This window comes from Phenylobacterium haematophilum, from assembly GCF_014196295.1.
GTDB classification, from domain to species: Bacteria; Pseudomonadota; Alphaproteobacteria; order Caulobacterales; family Caulobacteraceae; genus Phenylobacterium; species Phenylobacterium haematophilum.
In genome coordinates, this window is the sequence record NZ_JACIDK010000011.1 from 13,699 (window position 1) to 28,313 (window position 14,615).

16 protein-coding genes are annotated in these 14,615 nt (G+C 68.7%); 8 read left to right on the forward strand and 8 right to left on the reverse strand.

The genetic code is table 11. The annotated features are described in order from the left end of the window. Positions 1-17: 17 nt before the first annotated feature. Together ybgF and tilS are read left to right on the forward strand one after the other, a co-directional pair. Positions 18-845: a tol-pal system protein YbgF gene (ybgF, locus tag GGQ61_RS20605; RefSeq protein ID WP_183776947.1), complete on the forward strand. Its 828-nt coding sequence runs from the start codon at positions 18-20 to the stop codon at positions 843-845. Further along, complete coding sequence (tilS, locus tag GGQ61_RS20610; protein ID WP_343056243.1) at positions 833-2,062, forward strand: tRNA lysidine(34) synthetase TilS; 1,230 nt, start codon at positions 833-835, stop codon at positions 2,060-2,062. The genes ybgF and tilS overlap by 13 nt, the downstream gene beginning before the upstream one ends. On the opposite strand, the gene GGQ61_RS20615 is transcribed toward tilS, so the two are convergent. Next, on the reverse strand, positions 2,059-2,892 hold the full coding sequence (locus GGQ61_RS20615) for an alpha/beta fold hydrolase (protein ID WP_183776948.1): 834 nt from the start codon (positions 2,890-2,892) through the stop codon (positions 2,059-2,061). The genes tilS and GGQ61_RS20615 overlap by 4 nt on opposite strands. 103 nt (positions 2,893-2,995) lie before the next feature. Here GGQ61_RS20615 and GGQ61_RS20620 point away from each other — a divergent pair, with 103 nt between their 5' ends. Further along, positions 2,996-3,412, forward strand: coding sequence for a hypothetical protein (locus GGQ61_RS20620; protein WP_183776949.1), 417 nt, complete (start codon positions 2,996-2,998; stop codon positions 3,410-3,412). On the opposite strand, the gene GGQ61_RS20625 is transcribed toward GGQ61_RS20620, so the two are convergent. The 4 genes from GGQ61_RS20625 to GGQ61_RS20640 all read right to left on the reverse strand — a co-directional run bounded on the left by GGQ61_RS20625 (position 3,409) and on the right by GGQ61_RS20640 (position 7,370). After that, the gene (locus GGQ61_RS20625) at positions 3,409-4,155 is read right to left on the reverse strand and encodes a M23 family metallopeptidase (protein ID WP_246371146.1); all 747 of its coding nucleotides are present in this window, start codon (positions 4,153-4,155) and stop codon (positions 3,409-3,411) included. The two genes, GGQ61_RS20620 and GGQ61_RS20625, sit on opposite strands and share 4 nt — an antisense overlap. A gap of 314 nt (positions 4,156-4,469) precedes the next feature. Continuing rightward, positions 4,470-5,888 carry an NAD(P)(+) transhydrogenase (Re/Si-specific) subunit beta gene (locus GGQ61_RS20630; RefSeq protein WP_183776951.1) on the reverse strand — a complete coding sequence of 473 codons (1,419 nt, stop codon included), beginning with the start codon at positions 5,886-5,888 and terminating at the stop codon, positions 4,470-4,472. A gap of 16 nt (positions 5,889-5,904) precedes the next feature. Further along, positions 5,905-6,222, reverse strand: a complete 318-nt coding sequence (locus GGQ61_RS20635) for a proton-translocating transhydrogenase family protein (RefSeq protein WP_183776952.1) — start codon at positions 6,220-6,222, stop codon at positions 5,905-5,907. A gap of 14 nt (positions 6,223-6,236) precedes the next feature. Then, entirely contained in the window at positions 6,237-7,370 is a 1,134-nt protein-coding gene (locus tag GGQ61_RS20640) for a Re/Si-specific NAD(P)(+) transhydrogenase subunit alpha (protein WP_183776953.1), read from the reverse strand. A gap of 247 nt (positions 7,371-7,617) precedes the next feature. Between GGQ61_RS20640 and GGQ61_RS20645 the strand changes: the two genes are divergently transcribed. Next, the gene (locus GGQ61_RS20645; RefSeq protein ID WP_183776954.1) at positions 7,618-8,025 is read left to right on the forward strand and encodes a hypothetical protein; all 408 of its coding nucleotides are present in this window, start codon (positions 7,618-7,620) and stop codon (positions 8,023-8,025) included. A 2-nt stretch (positions 8,026-8,027) separates the two neighbouring features. After that, entirely contained in the window at positions 8,028-8,927 is a 900-nt protein-coding gene (locus tag GGQ61_RS20650) for a hypothetical protein (RefSeq protein ID WP_183776955.1), read from the forward strand. A 66-nt stretch (positions 8,928-8,993) separates the two neighbouring features. On the opposite strand, the gene GGQ61_RS20655 is transcribed toward GGQ61_RS20650, so the two are convergent. The 3 genes from GGQ61_RS20655 to GGQ61_RS20665 form a co-directional block, all read right to left on the reverse strand. Beyond that, complete coding sequence (locus GGQ61_RS20655; protein ID WP_183776956.1) at positions 8,994-9,227, reverse strand: aa3-type cytochrome c oxidase subunit IV; 234 nt, start codon at positions 9,225-9,227, stop codon at positions 8,994-8,996. Positions 9,228-9,317: 90 nt separating this feature from the next. Beyond that, a complete protein-coding gene (locus GGQ61_RS20660) occupies positions 9,318-10,382 on the reverse strand; it encodes an alpha/beta fold hydrolase (protein WP_246371142.1) in 1,065 nt (354 codons plus the stop codon). Between the two features lie 3 nt (positions 10,383-10,385). Then, positions 10,386-10,859, reverse strand: coding sequence for a PaaI family thioesterase (locus tag GGQ61_RS20665; protein WP_183776957.1), 474 nt, complete (start codon positions 10,857-10,859; stop codon positions 10,386-10,388). A 151-nt stretch (positions 10,860-11,010) separates the two neighbouring features. On the opposite strand from GGQ61_RS20665, the gene GGQ61_RS20670 reads away from it, so the two are divergent. The 3 genes from GGQ61_RS20670 (at position 11,011) to GGQ61_RS20680 (ending at position 14,546) form a co-directional block, all read left to right on the forward strand. Further along, complete coding sequence (locus tag GGQ61_RS20670) at positions 11,011-11,499, forward strand: DUF3617 domain-containing protein (RefSeq protein ID WP_183776958.1); 489 nt, start codon at positions 11,011-11,013, stop codon at positions 11,497-11,499. 237 nt (positions 11,500-11,736) lie between these two features. After that, positions 11,737-13,176, forward strand: coding sequence for an amidohydrolase (locus GGQ61_RS20675; RefSeq protein ID WP_183776959.1), 1,440 nt, complete (start codon positions 11,737-11,739; stop codon positions 13,174-13,176). Beyond that, on the forward strand, positions 13,176-14,546 hold the full coding sequence (locus GGQ61_RS20680; RefSeq protein ID WP_183776960.1) for an amidohydrolase family protein: 1,371 nt from the start codon (positions 13,176-13,178) through the stop codon (positions 14,544-14,546). Before GGQ61_RS20675 ends, GGQ61_RS20680 begins: the two co-directional genes overlap by 1 nt. The last annotated feature ends 69 nt before the right edge of the window (positions 14,547-14,615 follow it).

A 14,615-nucleotide genomic window follows, 5' to 3' on the forward strand; every position in this document is an offset into this window, starting at 1 on the left:
TGCAGATGATGCCGACTATGAAGCTTGCCCGCCTCGCCCTGCCGCTCGCCCTCTCCCTGATCGCCTCCACCGCGGTGGCTCAGGTCCCAATGGATCCGCTGGACGCCCGCGACGCGCGGCGCCTCGACCGCATGGAGCAGGTGATGCGCGAGCTCCGCTCGATCGTGTTCCAGGGCCGCGACAGCGGCAAGCCCGTCGTCGTGCAGCCGGCCGAGACCGACTACCAGCTCCAGGAGGTCAGCCGCCGGCTCGCCGACATGGAGCAGTCCATGACCCGGATGACCGGCGATCTGGAGAACGCCAACCGGCAAGCCGAGCTCGCCAAGCGCGAGGCCGACGCCCTTCGCGCCGAAAACAAGTCGCTGTCCGACCGCATCGCGAACCTCGAGAGCGGGGCGCTGGCCGCGACCGGCTCGGCCCCTGCCGGCGGGCCGGCTCCCGCCCCAGCCGCGGGCCTGTCGGCCAACGAAGCCTTCAGCCAGTCGCGCCAGGCGATGTTGGCCGGCGACTACGCCGTCGCAGAGGCCGGCTTCCGCGACTACGTTTCGGCCTATGGCGACAACGCCAAGGCGCCCGAAGCCCGCTACTGGCTGGGCAAGACCCTGACCGCGCGCGGCGCCCACGCTGACGCCGCCGGCTCCTACATCGCCGCCATCCGCGGCTGGCCGCAGACCAGCTGGGCTCCCGACGCGGTGCTGGAGCTGTCGCGCTCGCTGATCGCGCTGAAGAAGCCCGCTGACGCCTGCCAGACCCTGGCCGAACTCGCCAAGCGCTATCCCAAGGCCTCGACCACCGTGCAGACCCGCGCGGCCCAGGCCCGCGCCCAGGCCAAGTGCTCGGGCTGAGCGACCTAGGGACGGTCGTTCGCACCGTCCTCGACCGGCGGCTCGCCGCCGGCTCGACCGCCCCGATCGCTGTGGCTCTGTCTGGCGGCGGCGATTCCCGCGCCCTGGCGCTGATGGCCGCCGACTGGGCCCAGGTCCACGGCCGCCGGCTGGCGATCCTCACCGTCGATCACGGGCTCAACCCAGACAGCGCCGCCTGGAGCGCGGCCTGCGCCGCGCTCGCGGTGCGGCTGGGCGCCACTTTCCATCCGCTCGCCTGGACCGGCGACAAGCCCGCCCAGGGACTGCCCGCGGCAGCCCGCGCCGCACGCCATCGGCTGCTGGCCGACGCCGCCCGCGCCATCGGCGCGCGTGTCATTCTGATGGGCCACACCGCCAGCGACCTGGCCGAGGCCGCCGCGATGCGCGCCGAGGGCTCGACGACGCCGTCTCCGCGCGAATGGGCCCCCTCGCCCGCGTGGCCGGAAGGGCGCGGAGTGTTCCTGCTGCGCCCGCTGCTGGCCGCCAGCCGCGCGCAGGTCCGCGGCTGGTTGACCGACCTGGGCGAGACCTGGATCGATGATCCGGCCAACGAGGATCAGCGCTTCGCCCGCGCCCGCGCTCGCCTCGCCGAACCGCCCGCCGTCGCGCCGCTCGCGGCGCTGGACCCGGAACTGGCGGCTCTAGCCGCCGGCGCCCAGATCGACGCCGCTGGAGTTGTCTCGCTGCCGCGCGTTCGCCTGCCCGAGCGGCTGGTCGCCGCCGCCGCGCTCTGCGCCGCCGGGACCGCCCGTCCGCCGCGCGCCGACCGGCTGGCGCGGATCATGCAGCACCTGCCTCTGGAGGAGCCGTTCATCACCACCCTCGCCGGTGCGCGAATCCAAGCCAAGGGCGAGCGCGCCCTGTTCATGCGCGAGCAAGGCGAGTTGCTCCGCTCCGGCATCGCCGACCTGGTTCTGGCCCCGGGCGAACAGACGGTCTGGGACGGCCGCTTCGAGATCACCACGCAACGGGTTGCGGTGATCGCCCCGCTGACCGGCCATGCGGCGCAATTGCCGCGGGCCCAGCGGGCTGCCCTGCACGATGTTCCGGTCCGCGCCCGTGCGGCGCTGCCGGTCGTCCTCGACGGCGATCAGGCCGCCTGTCCGCTGCTGGAAGAAACGCCGGGCGTGTCGGTCCGCAATCTGGTGCGCGAGCGGCTGCTCGCCGCCGCCGGCGCGGTGGAACGCGAGCCCTAGCGGGCCGCCGTCGTCAGCACATGCTCTATCCCGGCGACAATCGGATCTGCGAACGCCTTGCCGAGCAGGTTCGCATGGTTGGCGCCCCTGACATGCGCGACATAACCGTGCTCGGACCGCTCGGCGGGCACGACCTGCAGCGCCTTCAGCCGGGCCTGGGTCTTTGCGTCGCCCGCCGTCACCACCGCCACCGGCAGGCCCGGCGCAAAGCCGCCGGCCTCGCGGCCCAGGGCTGAGGTCCGAGGCCAATTCTGAACCTCTTCGGCCGCCCAGCGGGTGTGGCTGGCCGACCCGTAGACCCGACGCTTTTCCTTGCGCGCCTCGCCCTCCAGCCCGATGAGGTCGCCGATCACCAGCGAGACCGGCCGCATGAACCCGGCCCCCGACCACGCGCCGACCAGCTTCATCGCCCCGCGGTAGGCGTGGATCCCCACCGCCGTGCCGCGCACGTCCAGCATCTCGGGCGTCACCGCGTCGACCAGCACGACGCCCAGCACCCGCTCGTGATTGCGCGGTACGAACACCCGCGCCATCAGCCCGGCCATCGAGTGGCCGGTGTAGACGATCGGCCCGGTCTCCCCCAGCCGCGCCAGCAGCGTCTCGAGATCCGCTGCGATGGCTTGACCGTCACGTGGCTCAGGGCTGGGATCGGAGTAGCCGAGTCCGGCCCGGTCATAGGCCAGGCTGCGCAGCCCCTTGGCCGTCAGTCGTTCCTGCACCACCGCCCAGTCGGCGGCGCAACCGAATGCGCCGCATTCCAGGACAACTAGAGGACGGTCGTTCTGCGGTCCGGCCGGCGTGGCGCGGATCCGACGTCCGCCGATATCCACCAACCGGCCTCGTGACGGGTGAAAACGCTGGGCCGTCATCTGCATACCTTGAGCATCCCTCCAATCTAGTCGAGGTTGCCGCTCAAACTAGGAGTCGGTTGGAATGTTGCGGACGATCTTGCGAACGGCCTTGGGCGTCGTGCTGGGCCTGATCGTCGGACTGCTCATCATTCTGGCGGTCGAGGGCGTCGGCCACACGATCTTCCCGCCGCCGCCTGGGGTGAACCTTACCGATCCGGCGCAGTTGTCGACTGCCATGGCCGAGATCCCCACGCCGGCCAAGTTCGCGGTTTTACTGGCCTGGTTCCTCGGCACGCTGGGCGGCGCCTCTGCGGGCAACCTGGTCGCCGGCCGCCGGCCCTGGGCCGGACGCGTCATCACCCTGGTCGTGCTCGCGCTGTCGATCTTCAACATGACCAGCATCCAGCACCCGCTTTGGATGGCGGTCGGCGCCCTGGCGCTAATCCTGTTCGGCGGCTTCGTGGCGGACCGCGCCTTCGGCAAGCCGCGTCCGCGCTAGTCGGCGACCTCCAGGCGGGCCACGACGCGCTCGCCGTCGCCCCCCTTGCGGTGCTTGCGGGAAGGGCTGCCTGAGGCTTGAGCCACCCGCACCTTCTTCGGATAGTAGGCCGCCGTCTTGAGCGGCAATTGCTCGGCGCTCGCGAACTCACGGCCGATGAAGACGGTCGGATTGAGCGGCGTCTCTCCGCGGCGCATCTCGAAGTGGAGGTGTGGGCCAGTCGAAATTCCGCTTGAGCCGATGCGGCCGATCACGGTCCCGCCGCTCACCGTTGCTCCGGCCTTGGCGCCGCGCTCGATGCGTCCGAGATGGGCGTAGAAGCTCGTCAGCCCCCCCTCGTGCTTGACCTCGACGTAGCAGCCATAGGACGGACTCGTGCCGGCCCGCACGATCACGCCATCCTCGACTGCAGCGACCGGCGTTCCCGAGGGGGCGGCGATGTCGACTCCGCGGTGCAGTCGCCCATGGCTCTCCCAGGGCATGCGGCGCAGGCCGAACGGCGAATTGACGGCGTGCCCGGCCACCGGCTCGCCGAATGCGAACTCCGGCGCAGGCTCAGGCGGCGGCGGGGGCGCGGGGGACGCTTCAGCGACCACCTTCGCGTAGGCCGGCTGCGGCTCGGGCGCGCGGGGGGCGATGACCGTGGTCGCATAGGCGGCGGTGACGACGCTCAGCGTCATGACGACCGACAGCAGGCCCTCGACCCAAAAGTGACGCATGCCGTGCTGCGCGGCCAAGCTCATCGAATTCAAGAAGCGACCTCTTCCAGTACAGTCGAGCTATACAAGCGGCCACTAGAGGTGATGCGGCCTAGCTGCGACGACGCCCCGCCCTGCGGGGAAGCTGATTGGCCGCTCTTTTAACCCAAAAGATGTCCTTCATACGAAGTTCATGTGGCGCACATTGTCGCGCCACGGAACCTTGTAGTGACTTCCTTCGCACGCATAAGCGTTGCTTAAAATATACTCAACTGGACTGTTACAGTCCGGGGCTAGCAACGAAAAGGGCGCGCCCATCGCTGGGCGCGCCCCTCCGCAAGGACCTTGATGCTCGACGATCAGAGGCCCTTCAGGATCCCCTCGACCATCTTCTTGGCGTCGCCGAACAGCATCATCGTGTTGTCGCGGAAGAAGAGTTCGTTCTCCACCCCGGCATAGCCCGAAGACATGCCGCGCTTCACGAAGAGGACCGTCCGAGCCTTTTCGACGTCCAGGATCGGCATGCCGTAGATCGCCGAAGTCGGGTCGGTCTTGGCCGCCGGGTTGGTGACGTCATTGGCACCGATCACGAAGGCGACGTCCGCAGTCGAGAACTCGGAGTTGATGTCCTCCAGCTCGAAGACCTCGTCATACGGCACGTTGGCCTCGGCCAGCAGCACGTTCATGTGGCCCGGCATCCGGCCCGCGACCGGGTGGATGGCGTACTTCACGTCGACGCCTTCCTCTTTCAGCTTGTCGGCCATTTCGCGCAGGGCGTGCTGGGCCTGGGAGACGGCCATGCCGTAGCCCGGGACGATGATCACCTTGCTGGCGTTCTTCATGATGAAGGCCGCATCGTCGGCGCTGCCCTGCTTGACGGGGCGGGTCTCGACCTTGCCGCCGCCGGCCGCGGCGCTATCGTCAGCGCCGAAGCCGCCGAGGATCACCGAGACGAAGCTGCGGTTCATCCCCTTGCACATGATGTAGCTGAGGATCGCGCCGGACGAGCCGACCAGCGCGCCGGTGATGATCAGGGTGACGTTCTCGAGCGTGAAGCCCAGCGCCGCCGCCGCCCAGCCGGAGTAGCTGTTCAGCATCGACACCACGACCGGCATGTCGGCGCCGCCGATCGGGATGATCAGGGTGACGCCGATCAGCAGGGCCAGCGCGAAGATCGCCCAGAACGCCCAAAGCGCCGCCCCGCCGCTCATCACCAGCACCACCACAAGGCCGACGATGGCTAGGGCGATGAGGATGTTCAGCAGGTGCCGGGCCGGCAGCAGGATCGGCGCGCCCGACATGTTGCCGTTCAACTTGGCGAACGCGATCACCGAGCCGGTGAAGGTGATGGCGCCGATGGCCAGGCCCAGCGACAGCTCGATCAGCGAGGTCATGTGCACATGACCATCAGGCGTAGCGATCCCATAGGCCTGCGGCGTGTGGATCGCAGCGACGGCCACCAGGCAGGCGGCCATGCCGACCAGGCTGTGGAAGGCGGCGACCAGTTGCGGCATCGAGGTCATCGCGACCTTGCGCGCAATGACCGCCCCGACCGCGCCCCCGACGGCGATGCCGCCGAGGATCAGGCCCAGGGTCAGAGCGTCGAGCTTGCCTTGGGTGGCCAGCGTGGCCAGGGCAGTCCCGACGGCGATGGCCATGCCGATCATCCCGTTTCGGTTGCCAGCCTGGCTGGTGGTCGGCGACGACAGACCCCGCAGGGCGAGGATGAAGAGGACGCCCGAAACGATGTAGGCGATGGCGGCGAGATTAGCGTTCATGTTCCCCCCGCTCCCCTTACTTCTGCTTCTTCTTGTACATGGCGAGCATGCGCTGGGTGACGAGGAAACCGCCGAAGATGTTGACCGCCGCAAAGGCGGCGGCGACCGCGCCGGCCCCCTTGGAAATCAGCACGTTCTTGGTCAGCTCCCCATCCGACCCGCTCGCGGCGGCGGCCAGCAGGGCGCCGACGATGATCACGGACGAAATGGCGTTGGTCACCGCCATCAACGGGGTGTGCAGGGCCGGCGTCACGCTCCAGACGACGTAGTAGCCCACGAAGATCGCCAGGACGAAGATCGCCAGGCGGAAGACGGTTGGATCGACAGCTTCCATCGGTGCGGCTCCGGTCAGGCGGTCAGGTTGGGATGGACGATCGCGCCGCCCTGGGTGACGAGCGCGGCCTTCAGGATCTCGTCCTCGTAGTCGGGGGCGAACTTGCCCTCCTTGTCGAGGAACAGCCCTGCGAAGGCGAACAGGTTACGGGCGTAGAGCGCGCTGGCGTCGGCGGCGATGCGGCCCGGCAGGTTCGACTTGCCGAGGATCTTGGCGCCGTTGGCGGTCGTGACCACCTCGTCCAGCTTGGCGCCCTCGACATTGCCGCCCTGTTCTATGGCCAGGTCGACCAGAACCGAACCCGGCTTCATCGAGGCGACCTGCGCGGCGCTGACCAGCTTGGGCGCCGGACGGCCGGGGATCAGCGCCGTAGTGATGACGATGTCCTGCTTGGCGATATGGCTGGAAACCAGCTCAGCCTGCTTGGCCTGGTACTCGGCGCTCATCTCCTTGGCGTAGCCGCCGGCGGTCTGAGCGTTCTTGAACTCCTCGTCCTCGACGGCCAGGAACTTGGCGCCAAGGCTCTCGACCTGCTCCTTGGTCGCCGGACGCACGTCGGTGGCGGTGACCACCGCGCCCAGGCGCCGCGCCGTGGCGATCGCCTGCAGGCCGGCGACGCCGACCCCCATCACGAACACCTTGGCGGCCGCGACGGTGCCGGCGGCGGTCATCATCATCGGGAGCGCCTTGCCATAGGCCTCGGCGCCTTCGATCACGGCGCGATAGCCGGCCAGGTTGGCCTGCGAGGACAGCACGTCCATCACCTGCGCGCGGGTGATCCGCGGCACAAACTCCATGGCGAAGGCGGTCGCGCCCTTGGCGGCCAGCGCCTTCAGGGCGTCCTTCTCGACGTAGGCGTTGAGGCTGGCGACCACGATCGCGCCGCTTTTGAGCGCGGCGATCTCCTCGTCGACGGGAGCGCGCACCTTGAACAGGATGTCGGCCTTGCCGACGGCCTCCTGGGCGGTCTTGGCGAGGCTCGCGCCGGCGGCTTCATAGTCGGCGTCGGGATAGCTGGCGCTGGTTCCCGCGCCGGCCTCGACCACCACCGAGAAGCCGGCGCCGATGAGTTTCTTGACGGTTTCCGGGGTCGTGGCCACGCGCGTTTCCCCCGCGCGGCGTTCCTTGGTGACGGCGATCGTCGTCATGCGCCCCTTATCCCCCCTAATCGTTCCCTACCTTTGGCGACCATAGAGGTCGCCGGCAGCCGTTGTCCAGCGACCGCAGTGCAACATTCAAACAATTGTTTGGCGACAAACCCCTTTCACTTTCAGGGTTTGTCGACAGCACGTCGCCTCTCGTCGAACCGCAGTCGGCGCCGGTCGAAGGGCGGCTGACGCCGTCCCACACCTGCTTCACCGGTCCAGCGCTCAAACCAAAAACAGTCGGTGACCTGTGAAAAGAACTCCTCTTGTTCTCTCCGCCGCGCTCTCCCTCGCGGCGGCCGTCTCCTCGTCCGCACTGGCGCAAGGCGCCATCCGCCCGGGCGACGACTCACTGTCCTGCGAGGCTCTGTCCGCCGAAGTCGGCAAGCTCGAGGACGCGGAGGCCCGTCGCGCCCAGCGCGCAGAAGCCGGGCGTAAATTGTTGGGGTTCGCCGGCTCGGCGCTCGCCTCGGCCGGTCCCGGCATGATCGCCCGCGCAGACGCCGGCGAGGGGACTCTCCTGGCCCAGCAGATGATGCGGACGGCGGGCTCGCAAGCTGCGGCGTCCGCCGCCGAAGGCTCCGCTCCACCGCCAGCCGGGCCGCAGGCGCGCCGCCTGGAGCGCGTGCGCGCGCTGATGACCGAGAAAGGCTGCTGACATTGCGCCTCGCCCTGATGGCCGCGGCCGCGCTCGCTGCGGCGACGCCCGCCTACGCTCAGCAAAGTCCGGCCTCGGCCGCCGCCAAGGGCCGCGTCGCTCCGCTCAGCGTCCAGGTCATCGGCGCCCTGCCGCAGGCCGAGGTGAAGGCCTTCACCGCCAAGGCCGGAACGATCATCGACAAGGTGCTGGCCACGCCCGCCCTGCACCAGCCGCGCGGCTTTTCGATCACCCGCTCGCTGACTGTCGACAGCCCGCCCAGCGACCAGGTTCAGAGCCAGCCGTTTGTCGCCCGTGCGACCATGATCCCGCAGATGATCAATCTGGAGGCCGGCGCCAAGCCCGACGCCGAAGGGGCCTATATGGGCAGGTTGGAGGGCCCGACCTTCCAGATACGGTTCAATAGTCTCACCGCGCTCTACCCTAACGACAACGGCGACCGGCTCGACCAGCCGCGCGATCTGCCGATGAAGATGACCGCGATCCAGGGTTTCCCGGTCTTCCAGGTCGGCATTCGCCAGGTGATCCTGATCGCCAAGCCGGGCCGGCTGCCCTACCGGCCGATGACCAAGGGCGAGTACCTCGACTGGCTGGCCAAGGAGATCCCGGGCGACACGCGTCTGGCTCCGACCCGGGCGGCCCTGACCGGGCAGCAGCTCGCCGCGCCGGCCTGCGCCAGTTCGCGGCTGAGCCAGCTGTTCGGCGACTGCGCCAAGGGCGCCGCGCCGATCGTCCGCCTGAACCCGGCCTATTTCGACAAGGGCGCTCGCAAGGGCGCGATCCAGCTGGTGGCGATCTCCACCCCCATCCCCGGAGGCCACGGCCACAAGATCCTTGAGCCCAAGCTCAAGGCCGCGGCGTCCGAACTCGACCTCGCTTCGATCCAGGCGCTGCTCGACTAGATGACGAAAAAGGGCGGACGCCGTCGCCGGCGTCCGCCCTTTCGAAATCTTGAAACGCGATCGCGTTTAGTGAGCGTCGTCGCCGCCGTGCTCGCGCAGCACGAAGAAACCGCCGACCGCGATGACCACGCCGACCGCCAGGCTGCCGAGGAAGCTGGTCGGGGTGCAGAACGCCAGCACCAGGAACACCAGCAGCGCGGTCAGAGCCAGCGAGCCCCACTTCGTCAGCATGACGAACAGGTGGTAGGTCGAGGTCTGCTCGTGGATGTCCATGTCGCCGCGGTGGTATTCGGAAGCCATGGCGGAGCCGTCTCTCTCTTCGAAAATTCTGTTGCCGCCGGACCTACACGAACCGCAGGCCGGCCTCAAGGGTTCCTGGCGCCGCTTGTCCTAAGCCGGCCACACCGCCAGCAGCGAGCGCAACGCCGCCACCAGGGCCAGCGGCTGGTCGACCATGACGTGGTGGGCCGAGTCGGGGATGGCGATTTCCAGGATGTCGTCGGGCAGCGGCGTGGTTTGGCCCTCGGTCCGGCGGGTGATGATCACCGAGCGGTCGCCGAAGATGTGCGCCAGCGGCACGTCGACCTTGGGTTTTCCGCCGACCATCATCTCGTTCATAGCCGTACGGTCGAGCTTGTTCCACATGTTGGGGTCGAACCGCCAGGTCCAGCCTTCGCCCGAGCCGTCTTCCATCGGCGCGCGCTTCAGCGAGCGGCGAGCGATGAAGTCGGCGATGAACAGGTTGCCGGCGGCCTGCGGCGGCATGAAGCGGAAGCGCGCCAGCGCCGCCTGGATGCTAGGATAGACCTTCTGGGCGCGGTCCGGGGTCGGGATGTTGGCGACCCGTTTGGCCTGTTCCTCCATCATCCGCTTGCCTTCGGGACTGTCGGGCGGCGGGCCGCCGAAGCCGACGTCGACGAGGATCGCCGCCTTCATCCGCTCCGGGTGCGCGGCCGCGGCGAAGAACACCTGGCTGCCGCCGAAAGAGTGGCCGACATAGACCGGCTTGCCGGCCGTATAGAGCCCGGCGGCCTGGGCGCAGGCCTCGGCGTCCTCGGCGAAGTCCTGAAAGGCATAGGTCTCCCGCCAGTCCGAGGCGCCCATGCCGGCCAGCGACATCGAGGCGACGCGGTAGTCTTTGGCCAGGTAAGGCGCGATGAAGCTCCACCACTCGGCGTGGGCGGAGTTGCCGTGGACCAGCAGCACGCCGGGCTTGCCGACCTCGCCCCAGGTCAGCAGTTCGAGCTTGCTGCCCTTGGAGGTGACGAAGCTGCGCTCCGGCTCCTGGGCGATGGCGTCGAGGAACCAGGCCGGGGCGTCAGGCTCCCGGCCGCGGAACGGCAGAAGAGGGGCCTGGACCTCCGGCGGCAGGCTGCCGGGCTCGCTCGAGACCGGGCGGTCGTCGTCATAGTAGCCGACCGGCGCGCCTTCCTTGATCGCAGGATCCATCGCCATGGCTTAAGCGCCCCTCTTCTCGCGCTCGCCCGGCTTGCGCTGGATCGAGCGGATGCCCTTGTAGACGCCCGTACCGGTCATCAGGGTGCGCTCGGCGCACCAGATCCGGCCGCGGACGGTGAACACGTCGTCCTGCTCGGCGATGATCTCGCTGGAGCCCTCGATCCACTCGCCCATGTGGGCGCCGGAGAGGAAGTCGGTGGTCAGCCGCACCGTCACCCAGCCGATCTCGCGCTGGTTGGAAATCACCCGCCCCCAGGCCATGTCGGCGAAGCTCATAAGCATGCCGCCATGGCAGTTGCCCATACCGTTGGCGTGGTGCTCTTCAACCCGGAACGCCATGATCTCATCGTTCGTGACAAGATCGCGCTTGGAATAGAACGGTCCGACCGTGCGGCCAAAACCGCGCTGCCAGAGGTTGATGACAAAGCCGTCGGGAACGACGGCGGCCTGCACTTCGGTCAGATCGTCGGACATCGTGCGTTGCTGATGAACGGGCGTTTGAAAAATGGCAAGCGCCGAAACACCCGTCTTGGTCGCACATTCCTTGGCGCCATGGCGCCGCTTCGTGCGTTGTGGCTTAGCCGATACGCCCTGGGGGGTGGTCGGAGCCACATCGGAGAAACGCATGCGTATCGCACTTAGCCTGGCCCTGGTCGCCGTCCTGGCCGCCGCCTGCTCCAAAAAGGAAGAAGCCGCCAAGGCGCCCGAGGCCGCGGCTCCGGCGGCGCCTGCCGCGCCCGCCCTCGCCGCCGCCGACCTGGAAGGCCCGAAGCCCGGAAAGTGGAAGATGACCACCAACCTGTCGGCCGCGCCCAAGCCGGTCACGGTCGAAACCTGCGTCGCCCAGACCAGCTTCAAGGACATGGACGCCGCCAAGCAACAGGCCGGCGTCACCTGCAGCGAACAATCCTATCGCCGCGAGGGCGCCGACATTGTCGGCCACAGCGTCTGCACCATCCAGGGCGGAATGAAGGTGATCACCGACAGCCGCATCTCCGGCGACTTCACCAGCCGCTACACGATCGACGCCAAGACCGTCATGGATCCGGCCCCCACCCCGGCGATGAAGGAAACCACCATGAAGGTCACCGCCGAGCGCATCGGCGACTGCTGACCTTCCAGTTCGTCATGGCCGGCCCTGGGCCGGCCCCCCATAAGCACTAGCGTTTGCGGGCTTGCCTGCAACGGACGCGAGTATGGGTCGCCGGGACAAGCCCGGCGATGACGATCAGGTGGCGGAAGACCCGCCCCTCTCCGCCCAGCTTCGTCGCAAACCCCACCGCCCAGCCTTCCCCATGGCGCAGGTTCCGGCCTATCGTTCGGGCCAGTTCGCAGGGGAAGTTTTCCGACGATGAGAGTTCTGACGACGGCGGTCGCGATGTGCGCGGCTGCGGCCCTCAGCGGTTGCGCCACTACGGCGGCGACATCCAGCAAGCCGGCCAGCGGCGACAGCGCCAAGGCCAGGCCGTTGCCCAAGGGGCTCGATTCCGGTCGCGGCGAGGACGCCTACGCATCGACCTACCGTCCCCTGCCCAGCCGCCCGACCGCCCTGGTCGACGCGACCATCTTTACCGGGGCCGGTGAGAAGATCGAACGCGGGACCGTGCTGATCCGCGACGGCAAGATCGAGGCGGTCGGCGCGCAGATCGTGCCCCCGGCCGCCTATGACGTGATCGACGTCGCCGGCAAGTTCGTCACCCCCGGCCTGATCGACGCGCACTCGCACCTCGGCGTCTATCCCTCGCCGGCCGTTCCCGCGCACTCGGATGGCAACGAGCTGACCGACCCCAACACCGCCGGCGTCTGGGCCGAACACTCGGTCTGGCCGCAGGACCCTGGCTTCAACCTCGCCCGCGCGGGCGGGGTGACGACGCTGCTGGTGCTGCCCGGCTCGGGCAACCTGATCGGCGGCCGCTCGGTCACCCTGCGCAACATTCCGGCCCGCACCGTCCAGGACATGAAATTCCCAGGCGCGCCCTACGGCCTGAAGATGGCCTGCGGCGAAAACCCCAAGCGCGTCTACGGCAGCCGCAACCGCGCCCCGTCCACCCGCATGGGCAACGTCGCCGGCTATCGCACCGCCTGGATCAACGCCGCCGACTACGCCCGCAAGTGGGACGACTACCGCGCTAAGGCCGACCGCGGAGAAAAGGCCGAACCGCCCAAGCGGGACCTGCAGTTGGAGACCCTGGCCGGGGTGCTCAAGGGCGAGATCCTCGTCGAGAACCACTGCTATCGGGCCGACGAAATGGTCCAGATGATCGGCATCGCCAACGAGTTCGGCTACAAGATCACCGCCTTCCACCACGCGCTGGAGGCCTACAAGATCGCCGATATCCTGGCCAAGGAGGACATCTGCGTCGCCACCTGGGCGAACTGGTGGGGCTCCAAGCTGGAAGCCTGGGACGCAGTCGAGGCCAACGCCCCGATGATCCACGCAGCCGGCGGCTGCGCGATCATCAAGTCCGACGACCCTGACGTGATCCAGCGGCTGAACCAGGAGGCCGCCGAGGCCCTCTCCGCCGGCCGCGCCGCCGGCTACCAGATCACCGAGGGCGAGGCGATGACGTGGATCACCCTCAACCCGGCCAAGGCCATCGGCGTCGACAATCAGACCGGCAGCCTGGAAGCCGGCAAGCGCGCCGACGTGGTCGTCTGGGACAAGAATCCCTTCTCGATCTACGCCAAGGCCGAGCGCGTCTATCTGGACGGGGCTATCGCCTACGACCGTCACGACCGGCGCTACCAGCCGACCTCCGACTTCGAACTCGGCCAGGGGGCCGGCCGCTGATGCGTAAGCTTGTCGTTAGCCTGGCGGCGCTGGCCGCCGCCCTCGCCACACCTGCGCTTGCACAGTCCGTGGTCATCACCAACGCCCGCGTCCTCACCGCCGGCCCGGCCGGCGAGATCGCGCACGGCCTGGTGATGATCGACAAGGGCAAGATCACCGCCGTCATGGACCAATCAGGCACCAGCTTGGGGGTATTTGCCCCCGGCACGCAGGTGATCGACGCCCAAGGCGGCGTCGTCACGCCCGGCTTCATCGCCCCAAACGCCCTGCTCGGCGCCGTCGAGGTCCGCTCGCTCGGCGACGACGTGGTGGCCAACAATCCCGACATCGGCGCGGCCTTCGACGTGCAGTACGCGCTGAACCCGGCCTCGACCCTGATCCCTGTGGCGCGGATGGCCGGCATCACCCGGGCCGTCGTCACCCCGGTCTCGGCCGGCGGCGGAGGCGGCGGCGCCGACTTCCACGCCGACGACGGCGAGGAACTGATGACCGCGGGCGGCGGCGGCGGCACGAAGTCCGCGGCCCTGTTCGCCGGCCAGGCCGCCCTCATCCACCTGGGCGAGGCGACCGATATCCTGGTCAAGCCCAAGGTCGGCATGGTGGTGCCGTTCGGCGACGGCGGGGCCAATGTCGCCGGCGGCGCGCGCGGCGCCGAGATCGTCGCCCTGCAGACCGCCTTCCGCGACGTGCGCGACTACATGCGCAACAAGGCCGCCTACGACCGCGCCGGCGTCCGCGATCTGGCTCTGTCCAAGGCCGACCTCGAAGCCCTGATCCCGGTGATCGAGGGCCGCATGCCCATCATCGCCGTGGTCCAAAAGGCCTCGGATATACGCGCGGTGCTGAAATTCGCCCGCGAGGAGAAGATCAGGGTGATCCTTTCCGGCGCCGAGGAGGGCTGGATGGCGGCGCGCGAGATCGCCGCAGCCGGCGTCCCGGTTATCCTCGACCCGCTGTCGAGCCGGCCGCAGACCTTCCAGACCCTGGGCGCCAGCCTGGAGAACGCCGCCAAGCTCGACGCCGCCGGGGTCACCGTCGTGCTCCAGGGCAGCGGCGGCGCCCACCGCATCCGCGAGCTTCGCTACAACGCCGGCAACGCCGTCGCTTACGGCATGCCCTACCAGGCGGCGCTGGCGGCGATGACCATCAATCCCGCCAAGGTGTTCGGGGTCGCAGATAAGGTCGGCTCGCTGGAGCCCGGCAAGGACGCCGACGTCGTGATCTGGACCGCCGATCCGTTCGAACCGCTGAGCCAACCAACCGCGATCTTCATTCGCGGAGAGGCCCAGCCCCTGACTTCCCGCCAGATCGAACTGCGCGACCGCTACAAGGACCTCTCAGGGCCGTACCCGCCAGCGTACTCGCGCTGATCCAAAGCGTAGACGCTCCCCCATTGGGGGAGCTGTCAGCCGCATGGTTGACTGAGGGGAACTTTGACT

Coding starts and splice junctions, on each gene's coding strand:
- GGQ61_RS20665 (WP_183776957.1), bottom strand. CDS start 10,859: ATGTCCGACGATCTGACCGAAGTGCAGGCCGCCGTCGTTCCCGACGGC.
- ybgF (WP_183776947.1), top strand. CDS start 18: ATGAAGCTTGCCCGCCTCGCCCTGCCGCTCGCCCTCTCCCTGATCGCC.
- GGQ61_RS20620 (WP_183776949.1), top strand. CDS start 2,996: ATGTTGCGGACGATCTTGCGAACGGCCTTGGGCGTCGTGCTGGGCCTG.
- GGQ61_RS20630 (WP_183776951.1), bottom strand. CDS start 5,888: ATGAACGCTAATCTCGCCGCCATCGCCTACATCGTTTCGGGCGTCCTC.
- GGQ61_RS20635 (WP_183776952.1), bottom strand. CDS start 6,222: ATGGAAGCTGTCGATCCAACCGTCTTCCGCCTGGCGATCTTCGTCCTG.
- GGQ61_RS20675 (WP_183776959.1), top strand. CDS start 11,737: ATGAGAGTTCTGACGACGGCGGTCGCGATGTGCGCGGCTGCGGCCCTC.
- GGQ61_RS20660 (WP_246371142.1), bottom strand. CDS start 10,382: ATGGCGATGGATCCTGCGATCAAGGAAGGCGCGCCGGTCGGCTACTAT.
- GGQ61_RS20640 (WP_183776953.1), bottom strand. CDS start 7,370: ATGACGACGATCGCCGTCACCAAGGAACGCCGCGCGGGGGAAACGCGC.
- GGQ61_RS20680 (WP_183776960.1), top strand. CDS start 13,176: ATGCGTAAGCTTGTCGTTAGCCTGGCGGCGCTGGCCGCCGCCCTCGCC.
- GGQ61_RS20655 (WP_183776956.1), bottom strand. CDS start 9,227: ATGGCTTCCGAATACCACCGCGGCGACATGGACATCCACGAGCAGACC.
- GGQ61_RS20625 (WP_246371146.1), bottom strand. CDS start 4,155: ATGAGCTTGGCCGCGCAGCACGGCATGCGTCACTTTTGGGTCGAGGGC.
- GGQ61_RS20670 (WP_183776958.1), top strand. CDS start 11,011: ATGCGTATCGCACTTAGCCTGGCCCTGGTCGCCGTCCTGGCCGCCGCC.